The sequence below is a fragment of the Stappia sp. genome, assembly GCF_048268045.1.
In the GTDB taxonomy this organism is placed as follows: Bacteria; Pseudomonadota; Alphaproteobacteria; order Rhizobiales; family Stappiaceae; genus Stappia.
Window position 1 is genome coordinate 1 of sequence record NZ_JBLWWG010000007.1, and the last position, 17,973, is coordinate 17,973.

A 17,973-nucleotide genomic window follows, 5' to 3' on the forward strand; every position below is an offset into this window, starting at 1 on the left:
GCCCCAGGCATCTACCTTGGCGCCGAGACCCATCATGCACTAAGACTGAAACCGGACCACCCGATAGGGGCAGGCCAGTCCGAAGATCGATGGCGTCGCCTTTCCCGATATCGCTGCCTCCGACTTTGGCGAGGGGGCGAAGTTCTGGACGTCAACGGAAGCGATCCCGGACATGTTCTACTTCTTCGAGTTGACCAATGGCTATGCCGACATGCACAGCCGTGGCTACCACCTGTCGGTGTTGCTCGTGAGATAGGGGGCGAGGTGACCTGAGCTCCCCCGAATTTGGACAAGGGTTCAAGGACGAACGCCGCCATCCGAAAATGGAAGGCCCCACTGCAACCGCCAGCGCCCGCCCCCTCGGTCTTGGATGGCGGGCCGCCGGCACGGGGCTGTTGGTAAAGAAATGGGCTCAATCGGCCTGATCCGCAGATGCGACGGATGGCTTGAATATCGCCAGATCCTGCCCGCGGATCGGAGAGGGCACAGGTTCGGCTCACGTTCGAACTGACTTCGATTTATTAAACTTGATTTAACCACTGGGACTGCTGGCCTGATCGCTCGCCGGTCAAATTAAGCCCTCATTAAATGGACGTGACTATTGTTGCATTACGTAAGGTTCAACAAGGAATTCCGGTTTCTTGGTTTGGATCTCTGTCGGTGGTACGGCAATAGAAAAATATTCCATGCAAAAATATCAGGTCAATTCAGAGTATTCGATCTCATCCTACGTGCCGATGGCCATAATCGGCGTTGCTGGATTTTTGGTTGTTGGCTATCTGACCTTGTTTAGTTTTTCAGATGGTTCTCCGGTTATTGTCATTTCATCTCCGTGGGAGGGTGAGCAGCAGGCGATTACCCGTGCTCTGACGCCTGCATCAAAACTTATACGATCCTACTTTGACGGAACGTTTGTGATGGTTTTGCCAGAGCAACAGGATTACTCGGCAAAGGTGAAGGCGCTCGGTGCTTGGACGGTCATCAGCTCCTTTGGTATCGGAGGCTGCAGTCCGAGATCAACAACGAAATACGGCAGCAACATCTAATAGAAAGAACAAAATCGGCTTAACCCTGATCACGCTTACCCAGAGGCCAGAAATGCACGCGACATCCCCGTCTTCCGTTGTGGAAACCGCTCCAGAGCTTACAAGACTTCGCCAGATAGCGAGCAAGGCTTTCATTGCATGCCTATGGTTCATGGTGCTCGTTATTGGAAGTGTGGCTTCCTATGCGTCTGCGCCAGTGCTGGCGACATCCGTGGTCGCAGCAGCGCTTGCCGGCGCCACGACGCTCATGTTTCTCAAGGATCCGATTGGGCCGGCGACCAGATTTGCCATTGGGGCGGCCCTGACCACTGACTGGGCGCTGCTGGTTTTTAGCGCCAGCGGATTGCCGGATGGGCTGGTTCTGGATGCCCACATGCTGTTTTTCGTTCTGAATGCAGTTCTGGTCATCTACTGCTGCTGGCGCACTATCCTCATAGTCAATGCACTGGCGACCGTGCACCACGTGGTCTTTTCTCTGCTTCTGCCGCTCTATATCTGGCCGACGAACGAATACGTTCTGCACCATTTCCTCATCCATGCCACATATGTTGTGCTCGTGGGCGGGCCGATGCTTTGGCTGGCCTATCGCATCAATCGCCAGTTCACGGAAAATCATCAGGCGATGAAGGATCTGAACCTGGCTCAGACCGAGGCGAGCAAACTGGTGGAAGAAACCAGGAACCGCGCCCAGCAGGAAGAAACCAAGCGGACGGCCATGTTTGCGTTGGCTGAGAAGCTCGACAAGAGCGTCGCGGGTGTTGTCGGATATTTGTCCTCCGCATCGTCCAATCTTCGGACGTCGGCCCAGGAAATGGCTGCCGGAGCGACGCAGACCAACCAACAAAGCCAGACCATGTCTCAGGCGGCCAATGAGACCTCGATCAATCTCGAAACATTGGCGGCAGCGTCCGAAGAGCTCTCAGCGTCGATCGCCGAGATCAGCATGCAGATCACCCAGTCGACCGATATTGCCAATGGGGCTGCGAGGGAAGCAGAAGAAACCAACCAGAAGATTCAGGGGTTGGCCAAGGCCTCGCTCAAGGTTGGCGAGGTTGTCCAGATGATCACTGCCATTGCGGAGCAAACCAATCTTCTGGCCCTCAATGCCACCATCGAAGCTGCCAGGGCCGGGGATGCCGGCAAGGGCTTTGCCATTGTGGCAGCGGAAGTCAAGGAACTGGCAAATCAGACGTCGAGCGCGACGGAGAGCATCGGAAGCCAGATTGCGCAAATCCAGAGCGCCACGCAAGAAGCCGTTGATGCCATTGATGGCATCGGTCGAACGATCGGCAAGGTGAAGGAGATCTCGGTTTCCGTCGCCGCCGCCATTGAGGAGCAGGACAGTGCCACCCGGGAAATCGCGCGCAATGTCGAACAGGCCGCGAACGGAGTGAAAGACGTTGCCCACAACATCTCGGATGTGGCCAATGTTTCCGAGGGGAACCTCAAGTCTGTAGGAAACTTTGTCGATACGGCCGAGGAGCTTTCCAAGCAGTCTCAGGCCTTGAGAGTCGAAGTGGACGACTACCTGAAGGAAACAAGAGCCATATGATCCTGCGCGCTTGCGAGGGTATGGCGATTTCAAGGGCGATGACGAGCACGAGGCGGGGCGGATGTCCGTACGTCTTCCCGCAAAGCCGGTGGGCGCCTGCAGGGTCCATTCAGCCCACGCGGTGAGCCGCCCCCTGTCCGCTTGAACCGTGCGAGAGTGAAAGTTTGGAAGGGGCCCGTGCGGAAGCATGGGCCCCTTCCGCGTTCCTGGCGCGTGGCCCCTGAACAGTTGCGTGGGACTGCCGGTCCCGCATGACATTGGGCAGCCTGGGCGGCCGCCTGACTGTGTTGCTGATGAGATTGGTGACGAGGTCGACCGAGCGCCGCTTTCGTCACCTCGCATGCCGCGCAGCGGAGATCCGGAGTCCAATCCACGTATCCGCATGGGACATCGCCATCGGGAGGCGCTGCCATCCCCGCGCCTGCCCGGGGGCTTTCCGCTGTCGCTGAGGGTGCCAATGTACCCCGGGGCGCGGGCCTACGGCCCTTGCCCGGGGTGACGCTGGAGAGGGGCGCGTGAGATGGGAGAATTCCGACAAGGAGATCCGAACAACCGCTTTGTGTCCCCATGGCGACCGTTCAATGTACTTCAAGAACTTCCCGAAAGCTGCCATTCGCTGCGCATCGCGATAACGTCTTGATAGGGCGGGAAGCGGACATTTGCTACACCGTCAATGATTCGTATGGGGGGGAAATTTAGCGTAGGTGCGACGACAGCTACTCATCCACCAGTCTCTGAAGAAGCACGCGAAGATCGTCGCAAATCGCGTTGTCCGGATTACCTTGGTAGATTAATCGCATATTTCCGAGCCTTCGTGCCTGTCCTAAGTCAGGGAGCAATTGCTGGAGGCCACGGTGCAGAGCCTTTTTGAAGTCCTTGCCCTTCACCGTCGACTGACAGAAATGGCCTAGTTCTCCCCACCTTCCGATGGCATTAGCCTGCCCAGGTAGCTGACGAACAGCCTGATTGTAGGCTTCATTAAAGCTGGCACTAACTTGCCCTTCGTCAAGCTCCCGCAGTGCATACACGAGGCCTTGTTCGGCAACCTCTAGGTCCACATCCATTGCGTTGGCGATGTGGTCGGCCGTTTGGAAGCAGCTTTCGATATCCGAACCGGGGCTGAACCACACGGGAATGTTGTTTTGGTCGTACTGTTTGTAGATCTTCCAACGCTCCGCATCGTCATCTCTCATGAAATCCCGGTCGCGATGCACGATAGTCATGACGCCGTGTTTATCTCTCAATTTGGCAAGCCTATCACCATCCGGGATGCTCGACACACCAAAACACGGCCAGATAACGGTGCGGTTTGCTAGGTGCGGCCACTGGTCGAGTATCGACTGCAAGTAACTGGTATCTTCGTCCTCAGTGAACAGGACGATGTCTTTATCGAGCGCACCCCACCCCATCCGAAGCCGGACTTCTTTTCCGTCGTCCCTCACCGCACCATCCTCGATCCAGACAACACTCGTGGACTGGCCTGCGACGCGGACCAACCTCGGGGAGTGGGTTGAGATTATGGTCTGTGTATTTGGAAACCTCTTTACAGCCGCCTCTAGCGCGGAGATCAATTTCTCTTGGCTTGTTTGGTGCAGATGCGCGTCGGGTTCGTCAATCAGGAGGAGGCGCGGACGAAATACGAGAAGATAAGCGAAGATCTGGGTAATCTGAAGGAGCCCTGTGCCCGCCATCTCTAGCGGACGCCGCATAGTTGAGTAGTTATTCCCTCCTCTAGCGTATCTCATGTCAGGCGTGTAAAACCAAGCTCGGATGAATGAGTCCCTGCGTTGGTCAAACTTAACCCAGAAACGGGCGCCAGTTATCACCTGTCCAACCAGTTCTCCAAGTTCCGGCAGTTCAACATCCCCGTCCCCGGTATTCATCTCGGCAGAGTGGATGTTGAGCAACATCTGCCTAAGCACCGCACCGCCATCGCCAGAAGCGGCCCGTCTTCGGAAGACTGGCGAGGCAAGGATGGTCTCATGTTCGGCCAGTCCGGCTAGGCCCGGAATGTAGGCGGATTGCGGTTCCTCCGTCGCGAGTCCGTCGACTATAGCTCCGACCGACTCCACGCTGACTCCAGCATCATTTCCCAGTGCCTTTAGCTTAATCGAACCCGCCTCAATCCCCTGATTGAATGTTACAACTACGGGTCTGGTCGACGCACCACCCCTTGCTCGACCTTGAAGCGTCGAGCGGTTAGCTAGGGAACGAAAGTCCACAGAAGGCACAAAATCCATGCGTTCAAGAGGAAGCCTGCTATTCTCCGCAAGCGACGCGCACCTCACAGCCCAGTGTAGCGCCTTTAAAATTGACGACTTGCCAGAACCATTTTGACCCACGAGTAGCGTAAGGGGGCCAAGCGGAATGTTGCGGCAATCACTGAGCCGCATGAAGTTCTCGATTGATATCCGATCAATCATCTTGCCTGTGAGATTCCATAGTGTGAGACAACCACTGGTTCCGCTTGCAACCTTATCCATTTGTGCTGAATGCGCAAATATCGACAGCGTACAGAGTGCCTAGGTTATCCGCCTCGCTAAAATGTATGACTAAAAGTTCCATTTCAGTGCCCTACTCGGCTTCTTGCGCTCGGCGACAGGGCATTGGCCGCTATTGACTTGCTCCTACGCTACCGCAGCATCAGATCGACAAACGAAAGTCGGCTCCGGGCCGAAAGCTACCGCAGAAATTGTCCCGACGAACGTCGGTTCGGGTGAGCCAATTTCCAGGAGCTGACAGTCTGTTCTTGCTCCCCCTCCCCAACAAAAACCCGCCCGATCGTTTCCGATGGGCGGGTTTCGTGTTTTCGGAGCCGTATCGGTCTGACGCTGGCCTGATCGGTCCGCAGGACGCGAGGCGGGGCCGCCGCTTGCGCAACGGCCCCGATCCCTCTGTCCTCAGCTGCAGCCGCTCGTGCCGCCGCAGGTGTCGCACTTCAGGCAGGTGCCGTTGCGCACCATGGTGAAGTTGCCGCATTCCGAGCAGCTCTCGCCTTCGTAGCCCTTCATACGGGCCTGGGCGATCTGCTGGGCATGGCTGTGGGCCGGCTGGGCGCTGGTGTTGCCGACTTCCGCTTCCGGGGCTGCCTCGATGGCGACATCGCGCTTGAAGGCGGTGGCGATGGCGCTCGTGCGGCCCTGGACGCTGCCGGACGGGGAGGCGGTCTTGGTCGTGCCGCCGCCGAGCGTGCCTGCCGGCTCGCCCGGATTGCTCACCAGGCGGAAGCGCTCGGTCTGGCCGCGCACCAGCCCCTTGGAGACAACGCCGCTGTGGGCGCCGCCCGCCGGGCGACCCTCGTTCTCGCCGGCGCTGATCGAGGTGGTCGACAGCGATTCCGGCGGCACATGGGCCAGGTCGTTGCGGTCCAGATAGGACACGGCCAGCTCGCGGAAGATGTAGTCGAGGATCGAGGTCGCGTTCTTGATCGCCTCGTTGCCCTGCACCATGCCCGCCGGCTCGAAGCGGGTGAAGGTGAAGGCGTCGACATATTCCTCGAGCGGCACGCCGTACTGCAGGCCAAGCGAGATGGCGATGGCGAAATTGTTCATCAGCGAGCGGAAGGCGGCGCCTTCCTTGTGCATGTCGATGAAGATCTCGCCAAGGCGGCCGTCGCCGTATTCGCCGGTGGTGAGATACACCTTGTGGCCGCCGACGCGCGCCTTCTGGGTGTAGCCCTTGCGGCGGTCCGGCATCTTCTCGCGCTCGCGGATGTTGCGTTCCACGACCCGCTCGATGATGCGCTCGACGATCCTTTCGGCAACCGCCTCGGTGCGCGCCGCCATCGGCTGCGCCGACAGCGCCTCGGCCACGTCATCCTCGTCCTCGTCGTCATCGGCGAGAAGCTGGGAGTTCAGCGGCTGCGACAGTTTGGAGCCGTCGCGGTAGAGCGCGTTGGCCTTGAGCGCCAGACGCCAGGACAGCATGTAGGCGTCCTTGCAGTCCTCGACGGTCGCGTCGTTCGGCATGTTGATCGTCTTGGAGATCGCACCCGAGATGAACGGCTGGGCGGCCGCCATCATGCGGATGTGGCTCTCCACCGACAGGAAGCGCTTGCCCAGGCGGCCGCAGGGGTTGGCGCAGTCGAAGACCGCGTAGTGCTCTTCCTTCAGGAAGGGCGCGCCCTCCAGCGTCATGGCGCCGCAGACATGGGTGTTGGCCGCCTCGAGCTCGGCCTTCGAGAAGCCGAGGTGGGTGAGCAGGTCGAACTCCGGATCGTCCAGCTTCTCGGCCGGAACGCCGAGCGTTTCGGTCAGCAGTGTGTCGCCAAGCGTCCAGCGGTTGAAGACGAACTTGATGTCGAAGGCCGACTTCATGCCGTCGGCGAGCTTGGCCAGCGCCGCGTCGTCGAAGCCCTTGGCGCGCAGGGCGCCCGGGTTCACCGCCGGAGCCTGGTCGAGCGAGCCGTGGCCCACCGCATAGGCCTCGATCTCGGCGATCTGGCTCTCGCTGTAGCCGAGCGTGCGCAGCGCTTCGGGCACGGCGCGGTTGATGATCTTGAAGTAGCCGCCGCCGGCCAGCTTCTTGAACTTCACCAGCGCGAAGTCGGGTTCGATGCCGGTCGTGTCGCAGTCCATCACCAGGCCGATGGTGCCGGTGGGCGCGATCACGGTCGACTGGGCGTTGCGGTAGCCGTGCTTCTCGCCAAGCTCCAGCGCCTTGTCCCAGGCGTTGCGGGCGCGCTCCACAAGGATGGGCTCGGGGCAGGAGGCGTGGTCGAGCGGCACCGGATCGGTGTTGAGCCCTTCGTAGCCGGAGGTCTCGCCATGGGCGGCGCGGCGGTGGTTGCGCATGACGCGCAGCATGTGCTCGGCGTTCTCCTCATAGCCCGGGAAGGGGCCGAGCTCGCCGGCCATCTCCGCCGAGGTCGCATAGGCGACGCCGGTCATGACCGCGGTGAGGGCGCCACAGATCGCGCGGCCCTTGTCGCTGTCATAGGGAATGCCGGAGGTCATCAGCAGGCCGCCGATGTTGGCGTAGCCGAGGCCGAGGGTGCGGAAGCGGTAGGAAAGCTCCGCGATCTCCTTCGAGGGGAACTGCGCCATCAGAACCGAGATCTCGAGCACCATGGTCCACAGGCGGACGCAATGCTCGTAGTTGTCGATGTCGAAGGCGCCGTCGTCCTGGCGGAACTGCAAGAGGTTCAGCGACGCGAGGTTGCAGGCCGTGTCGTCGAGGAACATGTATTCCGAGCACGGGTTGGATGCGCGGATCTCGCCGGATGCCGGGCAGGTGTGCCAGTCGTTGATCGTCGTGTGGTACTGAATGCCCGGATCGGCGGAAGCCCAGGCCGCGTAGCCGATCTGCTCCCACAGGTCCTTGGCCTTCAGCGTCTTGGTGACGCGGCCGTCCTTGCGCGCGGTCAGGTCCCAGTCGCCGTCCTCGATCACCGAGGTCAGGAAGCCGTCGGTGACGCGCACGGAGTTGTTGGAGTTCTGCCCGGAAACGGTCAGATACGCCTCGGAATCCCAGTCCGTGTTGTAGGTCGGGAACTCGATCTTGGTGAAGCCCTGGCGCGCGAACTGGATGACGCGCTGGATGTAGTTCTCCGGCACCATCATCTTCTTGGCGGCGCGGATCTCGCGCTTCAGCGCCGGGTTCTTGGCCGGGTCGAAACAGTCGCCATTGTCGGCCTCGCAGTTGACGCAGGCCTTCATGATGGCGCCGAGGTGCTTCTGGCAGATCCTGGAGCCGGTCACCAGGGCGGCGACCTTCTGCTCCTCCTTCACCTTCCAGCTGATGTAGCCCTCGATGTCGGGATGGTCGACGTCGACGACCACCATCTTGGCGGCGCGGCGCGTGGTGCCGCCCGACTTGATGGCGCCGGCGGCGCGGTCGCCGATCTTGAGGAAGCTCATCAGGCCGGAGGACTTGCCGCCGCCCGACAGCTTCTCACCCTCGCCGCGAACGCGCGAGAAGTTGGAGCCGGTGCCGGAGCCGTATTTGAACAGCCGCGCCTCGCGGACCCAAAGGTCCATGATGCCGTTCTCGTTGACGAGATCGTCCTCGACCGACTGGATGAAGCAGGCGTGCGGCTGCGGGTGCTCATAGGCCGAGGTCGAGCGGGTCAGCTCGCCGGTCTCGAAGTCGACGTAGAAGTGGCCCTGGCCGGGGCCGTCGATGCCGTAGGCCCAGTGCAGGCCGGTGTTGAACCACTGCGGGCTGTTCGGCGCCACCTTCTGGGTCGCCAGCATGAAGCGCAGCTCGTCATAGAACGCCTGGGCATCGTCCTCGGTATCGAAGTAGCCGCCCTTCCAGCCCCAATAGGTCCAGGTGCCGGCGAGCCGGTCGAAGACCTGGCGGGCGTCGATCTCGGAGCCGGAACGCTCGTTCTCGGGCAGGTCGGCCAGCGCGTTGGCATCGGCCTCATGGCGCCACAGCCAGGAGGGAACGGTGTTCTCCTCGACCGGCTTCAGGCGGGCCGGGACGCCGGCCTTGCGGAAGTACTTCTGCGCCAGGATGTCAGCCGCGACCTGCGAGAACTGGGCCGGAACGTCAATGTTCTCAAGGCGGAACACGATCGACCCATCGGGATTCCGGATCTCGCTCGTGGCCACGCGGAACTCGATATCCGCATAGGGCGACTGGCCTTCGCTGGTGTAGCGCCGCTCGATTTTCATCCCAAAGCCTCTTCAGTCGTTCGCCGCCGGCAGGCGGGCTTTCGATCATCGGTCGCGGCATGGCCGCGGGTGAGAGAAGACGGCCATGCCGCCGCGATCCGCGCGCGCCGCCGCGCGGACCCGTCACGATCGCCTTCCCTGAAATCCGGCCGAGCGTTGTCCGCCCGGCCTGTCTTGCTTATGAGTGAGCGCTGGATATGGTGTGCGCGCTCCCGGTCGTTACAACATATCGCGTTCCCAAAACACGAAAAGGCTATCGCCGACCACCGCGCAGGGTGACGTCGTTGCCCGATCGGATCGGAAACCGTCGGCTTTTTTCGAGGTCTACATCGATTGTGAGAACGCGTGGAACGCCGCTGGAGCGCTCCGTACCGGATACGATTGCTCGATGTCCCGAACCTAAGGTGAATCACCCGTGACCGTCAAGGGTCTTGGGGCCACCTGTTGTGGTTTGTTGGGTGGGTGTAACAAAATGTAGTGTGTTGATGTGGATAACGGGCAGAGGCCCGAAAGTCCGCGGATTTGCGCGGTTTTCAGGGGGCGAGGGCGCCGCGGTTTCGCCGCGCGGGCGCCTTCGGCGTGCTGTTGGCCGTGTCGCGGAGGCGGGTGGGCGGCCACAAGATCTGGTATCCCGGATCCGCATCCTCCGCCCCTGGCGAGCGGGCTCGTTCGCGGGGATGGAGTGGGATCGCGGTGTGGCCCGACGACGCGCAGAATCACGACAAGCGCGACAATTCTAGACTCAATTTTACGTCAAATTGAGCGAAACTGACGCCAAATTGTCCGCAGTCCCGCAATCGACCGGCAAGGCGGCCATGCCACTCTCGCAAGGCCTTGAACTTGAACCGGAACGGCCTCGTGGCGCGCATGACCAGACATTATGCCTATGGACTGGATATCGGAGATCTCGACATCGCGGTGGTCGACGATTCCAAACCGATGCAGGCGATCCTGCGTTCGACGCTGCTGAGTTTCCGGGTCCGGCGGGTGCGGACCTACGACACTGGCGCAACCGCGCTCGAAATGATGCGGCTGGATCCGCCCAACATGATCATCTGTGACTGGCGGATGAAGCCGATGAGCGGCATCGCACTGCTGCGCGCGGTGCGCCAGCGCCGCAATGCGCCGCTTTGCTTTCTGCCGGTGATCTTCGTGACCGCCTACGGCACCCGCACGCTGGTCGACAGGGCCCTGCGCGACGGCGCGCAGCATGTGCTCGTCAAGCCGCTTTCGCCGGCCGGGCTCCACGCCCGGATCCTGTGGACCCTGAACGACAGCCGGCCGCTCGTCATGAATGGCGACGGACGCTATGTGGTCGACGGGGTGGCCGAGAGCCTCGATGCCAAGGCGCGCAAGTGGCAGCAGATCGGCGCGGGCAATCTCGGCAAGGTGGCAGCGGAGGCGCGCCGGCGCGACCGGCGGGCGGAGACGGCGGCCGAACCGGCGCTGGTGCTGGGGCAGGATGCGGTCATCGCGGGCGAGGATGGCCTGCCGCTTGATGCGGAGGCGGCGCTGCGGCAGCGATTCGCCCAGGTCGCGCGCGGCAAGCCGCAGTCTTCCGCCGCCTGAGGCAGGGGCGAGGCAGAGTGCCGGCAAGCCCCGGAAGGAGCCCTGAGAGGGCGGAAACAGCGGCAAGGCGCATGAGGGACGGGGGCGGCGAAGCGTCGCTTCGCATTGCGAAATGTCGCGCCTTGCGCTATTGCGTGACGAAATGAATGCAAACGACAGGCTCGGCGCCATGAAAACGCTCCTCATTCAGTTCTTCACCTGGTGGAACAGCGCCACCTGGGGCACTCGCTTCTTCACCTGGCGCAAGGGCGAATTCGTCGGCAAGGACGAGTTCGGCAACAGCTACTACCGCGAGCGCGGCGGCAAGCGGCGCTGGGTCATCTACAATGGCGTTGCCGAAGCCTCGATGATCCCGCCGGGCTGGCACGGCTGGATGCATCACCGCACCGATACCCCGCCGACCGAGATCGACTACAAGCCGCGCGACTGGCAGGCGCCCCATCAGGGCAACCACACCGGCACCGCCGCCGCCTATCGCCCGCAGGGCTCGATCCTGACGCCGGCGAGCCGCCCGACCGTCTCGGGCGACTATGAGGCCTGGTCGCCGGACGCCTGATCCCTGATCTTTCCGGCGCGCCCGGGTGCTCGTGGCGCCCGGTCGTTCGTGGGACTGTCCGGCGAAGACTGCTTTCAAACCCGGGTGCGGCGTGGTCCGTGCCCGGGTTTTTTGATTCCCGCCAATGGCTTGCGGGGCATTGCGAAGAAACCGATTCCGGTCGTTGAGAAACGGATTCCGCAAAACGGCGGAAGCCGTTCTTGCACCGGGGTCCCGTCCCAGGCTCCGCCCACGCAAGGGAGGGGCGAAACGAAAAACGCCGGCCACAAGGGCCGGCGTTTCATGTTCGGGGTCGGGTCTTGCCTGCAGCCGGAAGGGCGTCTTTTCAGGCAAGCTCGCTGGTGACGCCGAGGCGCTTGTCGAGATACTGGCCGCACTCGGACATGAGTTCGTCCATGTGGTTCTCGAAGAAGTGGTTGGCACCCGGGATCACCTTGTGGTCGATGGTGATGCCCTTCTGGGTCTTGAGCTTGTCGACCAGGTTCTGAACGTCCTTGGGAGGCACGACCTTGTCGGCGTCGCCATGAACGATGAGGCCGGAGGACGGGCAGGGCGCCAGGAACGAGAAGTCATGCAGGTTGGCCGGCGGGGCGGCGGAGATGAAGCCCTCGACCTCGGGGCGGCGCATCAGCAACTGCATGCCGATCCAGGCGCCGAAGGAGAACCCGGCGATCCAGCAGGCGCGCGCGTCCGGGTGCACCGACTGCACCCAGTCGAGTGCTGCGGCGGCATCGGAAAGCTCACCCTGGCCATGGTCGAAGGTGCCCTGGCTGCGGCCGACGCCGCGGAAGTTGAACCGCAGCACGGCGAAGCCGCGCTTCGCGAACATGTAATAGAGCTGGTAGACGATCTGGTTGTTCATCGTTCCGCCGAATTGCGGATGCAGATGAAGGATCAGGGCAATCGGCGCCGTGCGCGACTTCGCCGGCTGGAACCGGCCCTCGATCCGGCCCGCCGGTCCGTTGAAAATCACCTCAGGCATGGACCACCTCGTGCATGGCGTTCGTCTTCCTTTTCTTGCGCCTTGTCGCGCTTTTTCGCGGGCCGGCACCGGCGCGGCCGATGGGCGCGCGCGGCCGGCCAGGCCATTCGAGAGTGCGGGAATCTGCGTAGATCCGCGCTTGACTCGGCTGTGCCCCTTACCTAAAACTACTTTAGAATCGTTCGAAACTTCAATGGCTGAAAGTTTTTCTGCCAAGGGCGACGAACGTTTCCGCCGGGCTCCGCGCTCTGATCGGCGCCAATCCGTCGACAAGCGCGCTGGATTGGCGGACGTATCGATGCCTGTGCCCGCGTATATAGGGATGTCTTATCCCGATCTCCATGGAGAATTGCAAGGCTTCCATCAATAGCCGATAACGCCGGAAGTCATTTTCCGGCCGCCGGGTTTCGCTTCGGGACGCGGTGTCGGGAGACGGGGAAAGGTCGGGCCGGGGATGGCTGGACGGACGAACATCTACTTCGACCACAATGCGGGGGCCGCGATGCGCCCGCAAGCGGTCGAACTCGTCCGCGCGCTGACCGGTGTCACGGGCAACCCTTCGTCGGTGCATGGTGCCGGGCGGGCGGCGCGCGCGCACATTGAAAAGGCCCGCGCCCAGGTGGCGCTGCTTGCCGGCGTTCCCGCGTCCCATGTCACCTTCACGTCCGGTGCGAGCGAAGCCAATGTCACCGCCCTGTCGCCGATCTGGCGCAAGGGCAGGGGCGAGGCGCGGTTTTTCCGGCTGCTCGTCGGGGCGAGCGAACATGCCTCCGTGATCGCCGGGGGACGTTTCGCGAAGGACGCCATTGAGCTTCTTCCGGTGGACGGCGACGGGCTTGTCGACGCGGATCATCTGGCGCGACGGCTGGCGGAGCTTTCCGACGAGGCGGCGGCGCGCGAGGGCGCGCGCATTCTCGTGTCGGTGATGGCGGCGAACAACGAGACCGGAGCGGTGCAGCCGCTGGCGCGCATCGGCGAGATCGTCGCGGCAGCCGGGGCCATCCTTCATGTCGATGCGGTGCAGGCGGCCGGCCGCGTCGCCCTCGACATGGCCGGTTGGCAGGCCGATAGCATCGCGCTTTCGGCGCACAAGATCGGCGGACCGCAGGGGGCGGGCGCGCTGGTGGTGCGCAACGCGGGGCTGAAGCCCGCGCCGTTGCTGACCGGCGGCGGGCAGGAGCACTGGAACCGGGCGGGGACGGAGAACGTCGCGGCCATCGCCGGCTTCGGGATCGCGGCCGAGCTTTGCGCCCAAGAAATCAACCATTGGGACGAAATTCGTCGGCTCCGGGATGGTTTCGAAAGCGGTCTTCGCCATATATGGAGTGACACGTTCATATTTTCGGGCGGTGTCGAGCGACTTGCCAACACAAGCTGCTTCGCCGTTCCGGGAGTTGCCGCCGAGACCGCGCTGATCGCGCTCGATCTCGAAGGCATTGCCTGCTCCTCGGGCTCCGCCTGCTCGAGCGGCAAGGTCTCCGTGTCCCATGTGCTGACGGCCATGGGCGTGGAGGAACGGCTTGCCCGCTGCGCCCTGCGCGTCAGCTTTTCGCCCGATGCACGGGCGGAGGAGGTCGAAGTTTTTCTTGCCGCCTGGCGGCGACTTTCCGAGCGGATGCGGGGGGCTGGCGCGGGACGCGCTGCCTGAGGATCGGCTCTGAAACCCATGGCGGACGTACGCGTCCGCTTTACATAGTGCGACAACCCGCGGTCCTTGACACCGCAGTGGATGGAGACACGCATGCCTGCTGTTCAGGAAACGATCGACCGCGTCCGGTCGATCGATGTGGATCAATACAAGTACGGTTTCGTCACGGACATCGAGTCCGACAAGGCGCCCAAGGGGCTCAATGAAGACGTTATCCGCTTCATTTCCGCCAAGAAGGGCGAGCCGGAGTGGATGCTCGAATGGCGTCTGGCCGCCTATCGCCGCTGGCTGACGATGACCGAGCCGACCTGGGCCCGGGTCGAGTATCCCAAGATCGACTTCAACGACCTCTATTATTATTCGGCGCCGAAGTCGGCTCCCGGGCCCAAGAGCCTCGATGAAGTGGACCCGGAGCTTCTGGCCACCTACGAGAAGCTGGGCATCCCGCTGCGCGAGCAGGAGATCCTGGCGGGCGTCGAGCCGAAGAACCGCGTCGCCGTCGATGCCGTCTTCGACAGCGTGTCGGTGGTCACCACCTTCAAGGAAGAGCTGAAGAAGGCCGGCGTCATCTTCTGCTCGATCTCCGAGGCGCTGCGCGATCATCCCGAGCTGGTGCGCAAATATCTCGGCACCGTGGTGCCGGTCAGCGACAACTTCTATGCCACGCTGAACTCGGCCGTCTTCACCGACGGATCCTTCGTCTATGTGCCCGAGGGCGTTCGCTGCCCGATGGAGCTGTCGACCTACTTCCGTATCAATGAGAAGAACACCGGCCAGTTCGAGCGCACGCTGATCATCGCCGAGAAGGGCGCCTATGTGTCCTATCTGGAGGGCTGCACGGCCCCGCAGCGCGACGAGAACCAGCTGCACGCGGCCGTGGTCGAGCTGATCGCGCTGGATGACGCGGAGATCAAGTACTCCACGGTCCAGAACTGGTATCCGGGCGACAAGGACGGCAAGGGCGGCATCTACAATTTCGTCACCAAGCGGGGCGACTGCCGCGGCAAGAACTCAAAGATCTCCTGGACCCAGGTCGAGACCGGGTCGGCGATCACCTGGAAGTATCCGTCCTGCATTCTGCGCGGCGACAATTCGCGCGGCGAGTTCTACTCGATCGCCGTGTCGAACGGCCATCAGCAGATCGACAGCGGCACGAAGATGATCCATCTCGGCAAGAACACGTCGAGCCGCATCATCTCCAAGGGTATTTCCGCCGGCTTCTCGCAGAACACCTATCGCGGCCTCGTCTCGGCGCACCGCAAGGCGTCGAACGCGCGCAACTTCACCCAGTGCGACAGCCTGCTCGTCGGTCAGGATTGCGGCGCCCATACGGTGCCCTACATCGAATCGAAGAACGCCTCCGCCCAGTTCGAGCACGAGGCGACCACTTCGAAGATCTCCGACGACCAGATGTTCTACTGCCAGCAGCGCGGTCTGTCCGACGAGGAGGCGGTGGCGCTCATCGTCAACGGCTTCGTCAAGGACGTGATCCAGCAGTTGCCGATGGAGTTCGCGGTCGAGGCGCAGAAGCTGATCTCGATCAGCCTTGAGGGAAGCGTGGGGTGATCCCGCCCGTAGCCGTCGTTGCCGCGCACGAATTCAGCGCCCGGCAACGCCGACGCTACGAGGACAACACGCCTGTTGGCTGCTTTCACTGCGAAGCGGTCTTCCTGGCAAAGAAGATCGACGAATGGTGTGACGAAATCGGAGAGAGCGAGGTCACGGCCATGTGCCCGGACTGCGGCATCGATTCCGTCATTTCCGTTCAGGACGTCGCTGAGCTCGGCGTGAGTGGGGAACAGTTTCCTCAACTGCTGCGCGCGATGAACAGACGCTGGTTTGGACAGTGACCTGTGAGGCGCATCAGCCGAGCCATAGATGAAGGTTAGAGTAATGCTTGAGATCAAGAACCTGCACGCCCGCATCGCCGACGACGGCACCGAGATCCTGCGCGGCATCGACCTTGTCGTGAACCCGGGCGAGGTGCATGCCATCATGGGGCCGAACGGCTCCGGCAAGTCGACGCTGTCCTACATCCTCGCCGGCAAGTCCGACTACGAGGTGACCGAGGGCGACATTCTCTACAACGGCGAGAGCATCCTGGAGATGTCGCCGGACGAGCGCGCCGCCTCCGGCCTGTTCCTCGCCTTCCAGTACCCGATCGAGATCCCGGGCGTGGCGACCATGACCTTCCTCAAGACCGCGCTCAACGCGCAGCGCAAGGCGCGCGGCGAGGCGGAGCTTTCGACCCCGGACTTCATGAAGCGGGTCAAGGAAAAGTCGGCCGAGCTGCAGATCACGCCGGAAATGCTGCGCCGTCCGCTCAACGTCGGGTTCTCCGGCGGCGAGAAGAAGCGCTCCGAGATCCTGCAGATGGCGCTGCTGGAGCCGTCTCTCTGCGTGCTCGACGAGACCGATTCCGGCCTCGACATCGATGCGCTGAAGATCGTCTCGGACGGCGTCAACGCGTTGCGGTCGCCGGATCGCTCCTTTGTCGTCATCACCCACTACCAGCGCCTGCTCGACCACATCGTGCCGGACGTGGTGCATGTGCTGTCGCGGGGCCGGATCGTGAAGACCGGCGACAAGTCGCTGGCGCTCGAGCTGGAGAAGAACGGTTACGCCGACTATGTCGACGCGGCCGCCTGAGGCGCGAGGGATACGACATGAGCACTGACCAGAAAATTCCAGAGACCCGCGCCGAGACCGATCTCGCCGCGGCCTTCGAGGGCACCCGCGGCGCACTGCCCGGCGGCGCCGGCGTTGCCGCGATCCGCACCGAGGCGTTCGACGCCTTCCGCGCGCACGGCCTGCCCCATCGGCGCGTCGAGGAGTGGAAATACTCCGACCTGCGCGCCCGGCTGAAGAACGTGCCGGCCTTCGCACCGAAGCGCGACGCGGCCGCCGCCGGCCACGCCCTTGCCGCGCTGGACGACGTCTATGGCGACACCGGTCGCCACCGGATCGTCATCGTCGACGGCCATTACCATGCGGAGCTTTCCGACGTGGACGGCCTTGCCGGCGAGGGCGTCACGCTGCGCCCGCTCGCCGATGCGCTGGCCGACGAGGGCGAGGCGCTGATGGGTCTGCCGGAGATCGCCCGTGACGATGCGGCGGTCGGCCTCAACGCGATCTTCTGCGCCGACGGCGTCGACATTCGCATCGAGGCCGGGCGGACGCTGTCGAAGCCGGTCGAGATCGTTCACGCGCTGTCCGCTGAAACGCCGGTCGCGACCTCCGAAAGGGTCGTGATCCGGGTGGGCGAGGGCGCCAGCGCGCGCATTCTGGAGAACTTCCTCGGCGGCGCCGAGGGCAGCTTCTCCAACACGCTGACCGATATCCGCGCCGGCGACCGGGCGGAGATCACCGTCGCCCGCCTGCAGGCGGAAGCCGCCGGGACCACCCATGTCGGCACGGCCGTGCTGACGATGGGGGCGCAGACGCGGGTGAAGCTCATCGGCGCGGGCATTGGCGCGGGCTTTGCCCGGCACCAGTCCTTCGTCTCCTTCACCGGCGAGGATTCGCGCGCCGACCTGCTCGGCATCACCATGGTGCGGGCCGGTCAGCACGTCGACCAGACGCTGGTCGTCGATCACGCGGTACCGAACTGCGAGAGCCGCGAGCTCTTCAAGACCGTCGTTGGCGACGGTGCCAAGGGCATCTTCCAGGGCAAGATCATCGTTCGCCCCCATGCGCAGAAGACCGACGGGCAGATGATGACCCAGTCGCTGCTTCTGTCGGAAGACGCGGAGATGGCGCTGAAGCCGGAGCTCGAGATCTTCGCCGATGACGTGCAGTGCGCCCATGGCGCGACCAGCGGCGAGATCGACGAGGACCTGCTGTTCTACCTGCGCGCCCGCGGCATTCCCGAGGACGAGGCCCGCACGCTGCTGGTGCTGGCCTTCCTGTCCGAGGCGGTCGAGGAGATGGGCGACGAGACCATCGTCGAGGCGTTCGAGGGACGCATCGGCGCATGGCTCGCCGAGGGCAAGTAACAAGG

General features: G+C 62.8%; 12 protein-coding genes and 1 pseudogene. 9 read left to right on the forward strand and 4 right to left on the reverse strand.

Translation table 11 applies throughout. The annotated features are described in order from the left end of the window. Positions 1-641 precede the first annotated feature (641 nt). Together ACN0WF_RS12375 and ACN0WF_RS12380 are read left to right on the forward strand one after the other, a co-directional pair. Positions 642-1,046: a hypothetical protein gene (locus ACN0WF_RS12375; protein ID WP_417773135.1), complete on the forward strand. Its 405-nt coding sequence runs from the start codon at positions 642-644 to the stop codon at positions 1,044-1,046. A 52-nt stretch (positions 1,047-1,098) separates the two neighbouring features. Further along, entirely contained in the window at positions 1,099-2,598 is a 1,500-nt protein-coding gene (locus ACN0WF_RS12380; protein WP_417773136.1) for a methyl-accepting chemotaxis protein, read from the forward strand. Positions 2,599-3,314: 716 nt separating this feature from the next. On the opposite strand, the gene ACN0WF_RS12385 is transcribed toward ACN0WF_RS12380, so the two are convergent. The 3 genes and pseudogenes from ACN0WF_RS12385 to ACN0WF_RS12395 all read right to left on the reverse strand — a co-directional run bounded on the left by ACN0WF_RS12385 (position 3,315) and on the right by ACN0WF_RS12395 (position 9,218). Next, positions 3,315-4,508 carry an AAA family ATPase gene (locus ACN0WF_RS12385; protein WP_417773361.1) on the reverse strand — a complete coding sequence of 398 codons (1,194 nt, stop codon included), beginning with the start codon at positions 4,506-4,508 and terminating at the stop codon, positions 3,315-3,317. 390 nt (positions 4,509-4,898) lie between these two features. Next, positions 4,899-5,081 (reverse strand): annotated as a pseudogene (locus ACN0WF_RS12390) (AAA family ATPase); the annotation flags it as partial. A gap of 417 nt (positions 5,082-5,498) precedes the next feature. Further along, positions 5,499-9,218, reverse strand: coding sequence for a vitamin B12-dependent ribonucleotide reductase (locus tag ACN0WF_RS12395; RefSeq protein WP_417773137.1), 3,720 nt, complete (start codon positions 9,216-9,218; stop codon positions 5,499-5,501). Between the two features lie 867 nt (positions 9,219-10,085). Between ACN0WF_RS12395 and ACN0WF_RS12400 the strand changes: the two genes are divergently transcribed. Beyond that, the gene (locus ACN0WF_RS12400; RefSeq protein WP_417773138.1) at positions 10,086-10,787 is read left to right on the forward strand and encodes a response regulator; all 702 of its coding nucleotides are present in this window, start codon (positions 10,086-10,088) and stop codon (positions 10,785-10,787) included. Between the two features lie 169 nt (positions 10,788-10,956). Next, entirely contained in the window at positions 10,957-11,343 is a 387-nt protein-coding gene (locus ACN0WF_RS12405; protein ID WP_417773139.1) for an NADH:ubiquinone oxidoreductase subunit NDUFA12, read from the forward strand. 325 nt (positions 11,344-11,668) lie between these two features. On the opposite strand, the gene ACN0WF_RS12410 is transcribed toward ACN0WF_RS12405, so the two are convergent. Beyond that, positions 11,669-12,325 carry an alpha/beta hydrolase gene (locus tag ACN0WF_RS12410; protein WP_417773140.1) on the reverse strand — a complete coding sequence of 219 codons (657 nt, stop codon included), beginning with the start codon at positions 12,323-12,325 and terminating at the stop codon, positions 11,669-11,671. Positions 12,326-12,779: 454 nt separating this feature from the next. On the opposite strand from ACN0WF_RS12410, the gene ACN0WF_RS12415 reads away from it, so the two are divergent. The 5 genes from ACN0WF_RS12415 to sufD all read left to right on the forward strand — a co-directional run bounded on the left by ACN0WF_RS12415 (position 12,780) and on the right by sufD (position 17,968). Further along, a complete protein-coding gene (locus tag ACN0WF_RS12415) occupies positions 12,780-13,973 on the forward strand; it encodes a cysteine desulfurase family protein (RefSeq protein ID WP_417773141.1) in 1,194 nt (397 codons plus the stop codon). A 93-nt stretch (positions 13,974-14,066) separates the two neighbouring features. After that, a complete protein-coding gene (gene sufB, locus ACN0WF_RS12420; RefSeq protein ID WP_417773142.1) occupies positions 14,067-15,539 on the forward strand; it encodes a Fe-S cluster assembly protein SufB in 1,473 nt (490 codons plus the stop codon). Then, positions 15,536-15,823: a cytoplasmic protein gene (locus tag ACN0WF_RS12425; protein WP_417773143.1), complete on the forward strand. Its 288-nt coding sequence runs from the start codon at positions 15,536-15,538 to the stop codon at positions 15,821-15,823. The genes sufB and ACN0WF_RS12425 overlap by 4 nt, the downstream gene beginning before the upstream one ends. Positions 15,824-15,866: 43 nt before the next feature. Then, positions 15,867-16,622, forward strand: coding sequence for a Fe-S cluster assembly ATPase SufC (sufC, locus tag ACN0WF_RS12430; RefSeq protein ID WP_417773144.1), 756 nt, complete (start codon positions 15,867-15,869; stop codon positions 16,620-16,622). Positions 16,623-16,639: 17 nt separating this feature from the next. Then, positions 16,640-17,968, forward strand: coding sequence for a Fe-S cluster assembly protein SufD (gene sufD, locus ACN0WF_RS12435; RefSeq protein ID WP_417773145.1), 1,329 nt, complete (start codon positions 16,640-16,642; stop codon positions 17,966-17,968). Positions 17,969-17,973: the final 5 nt, after the last annotated feature.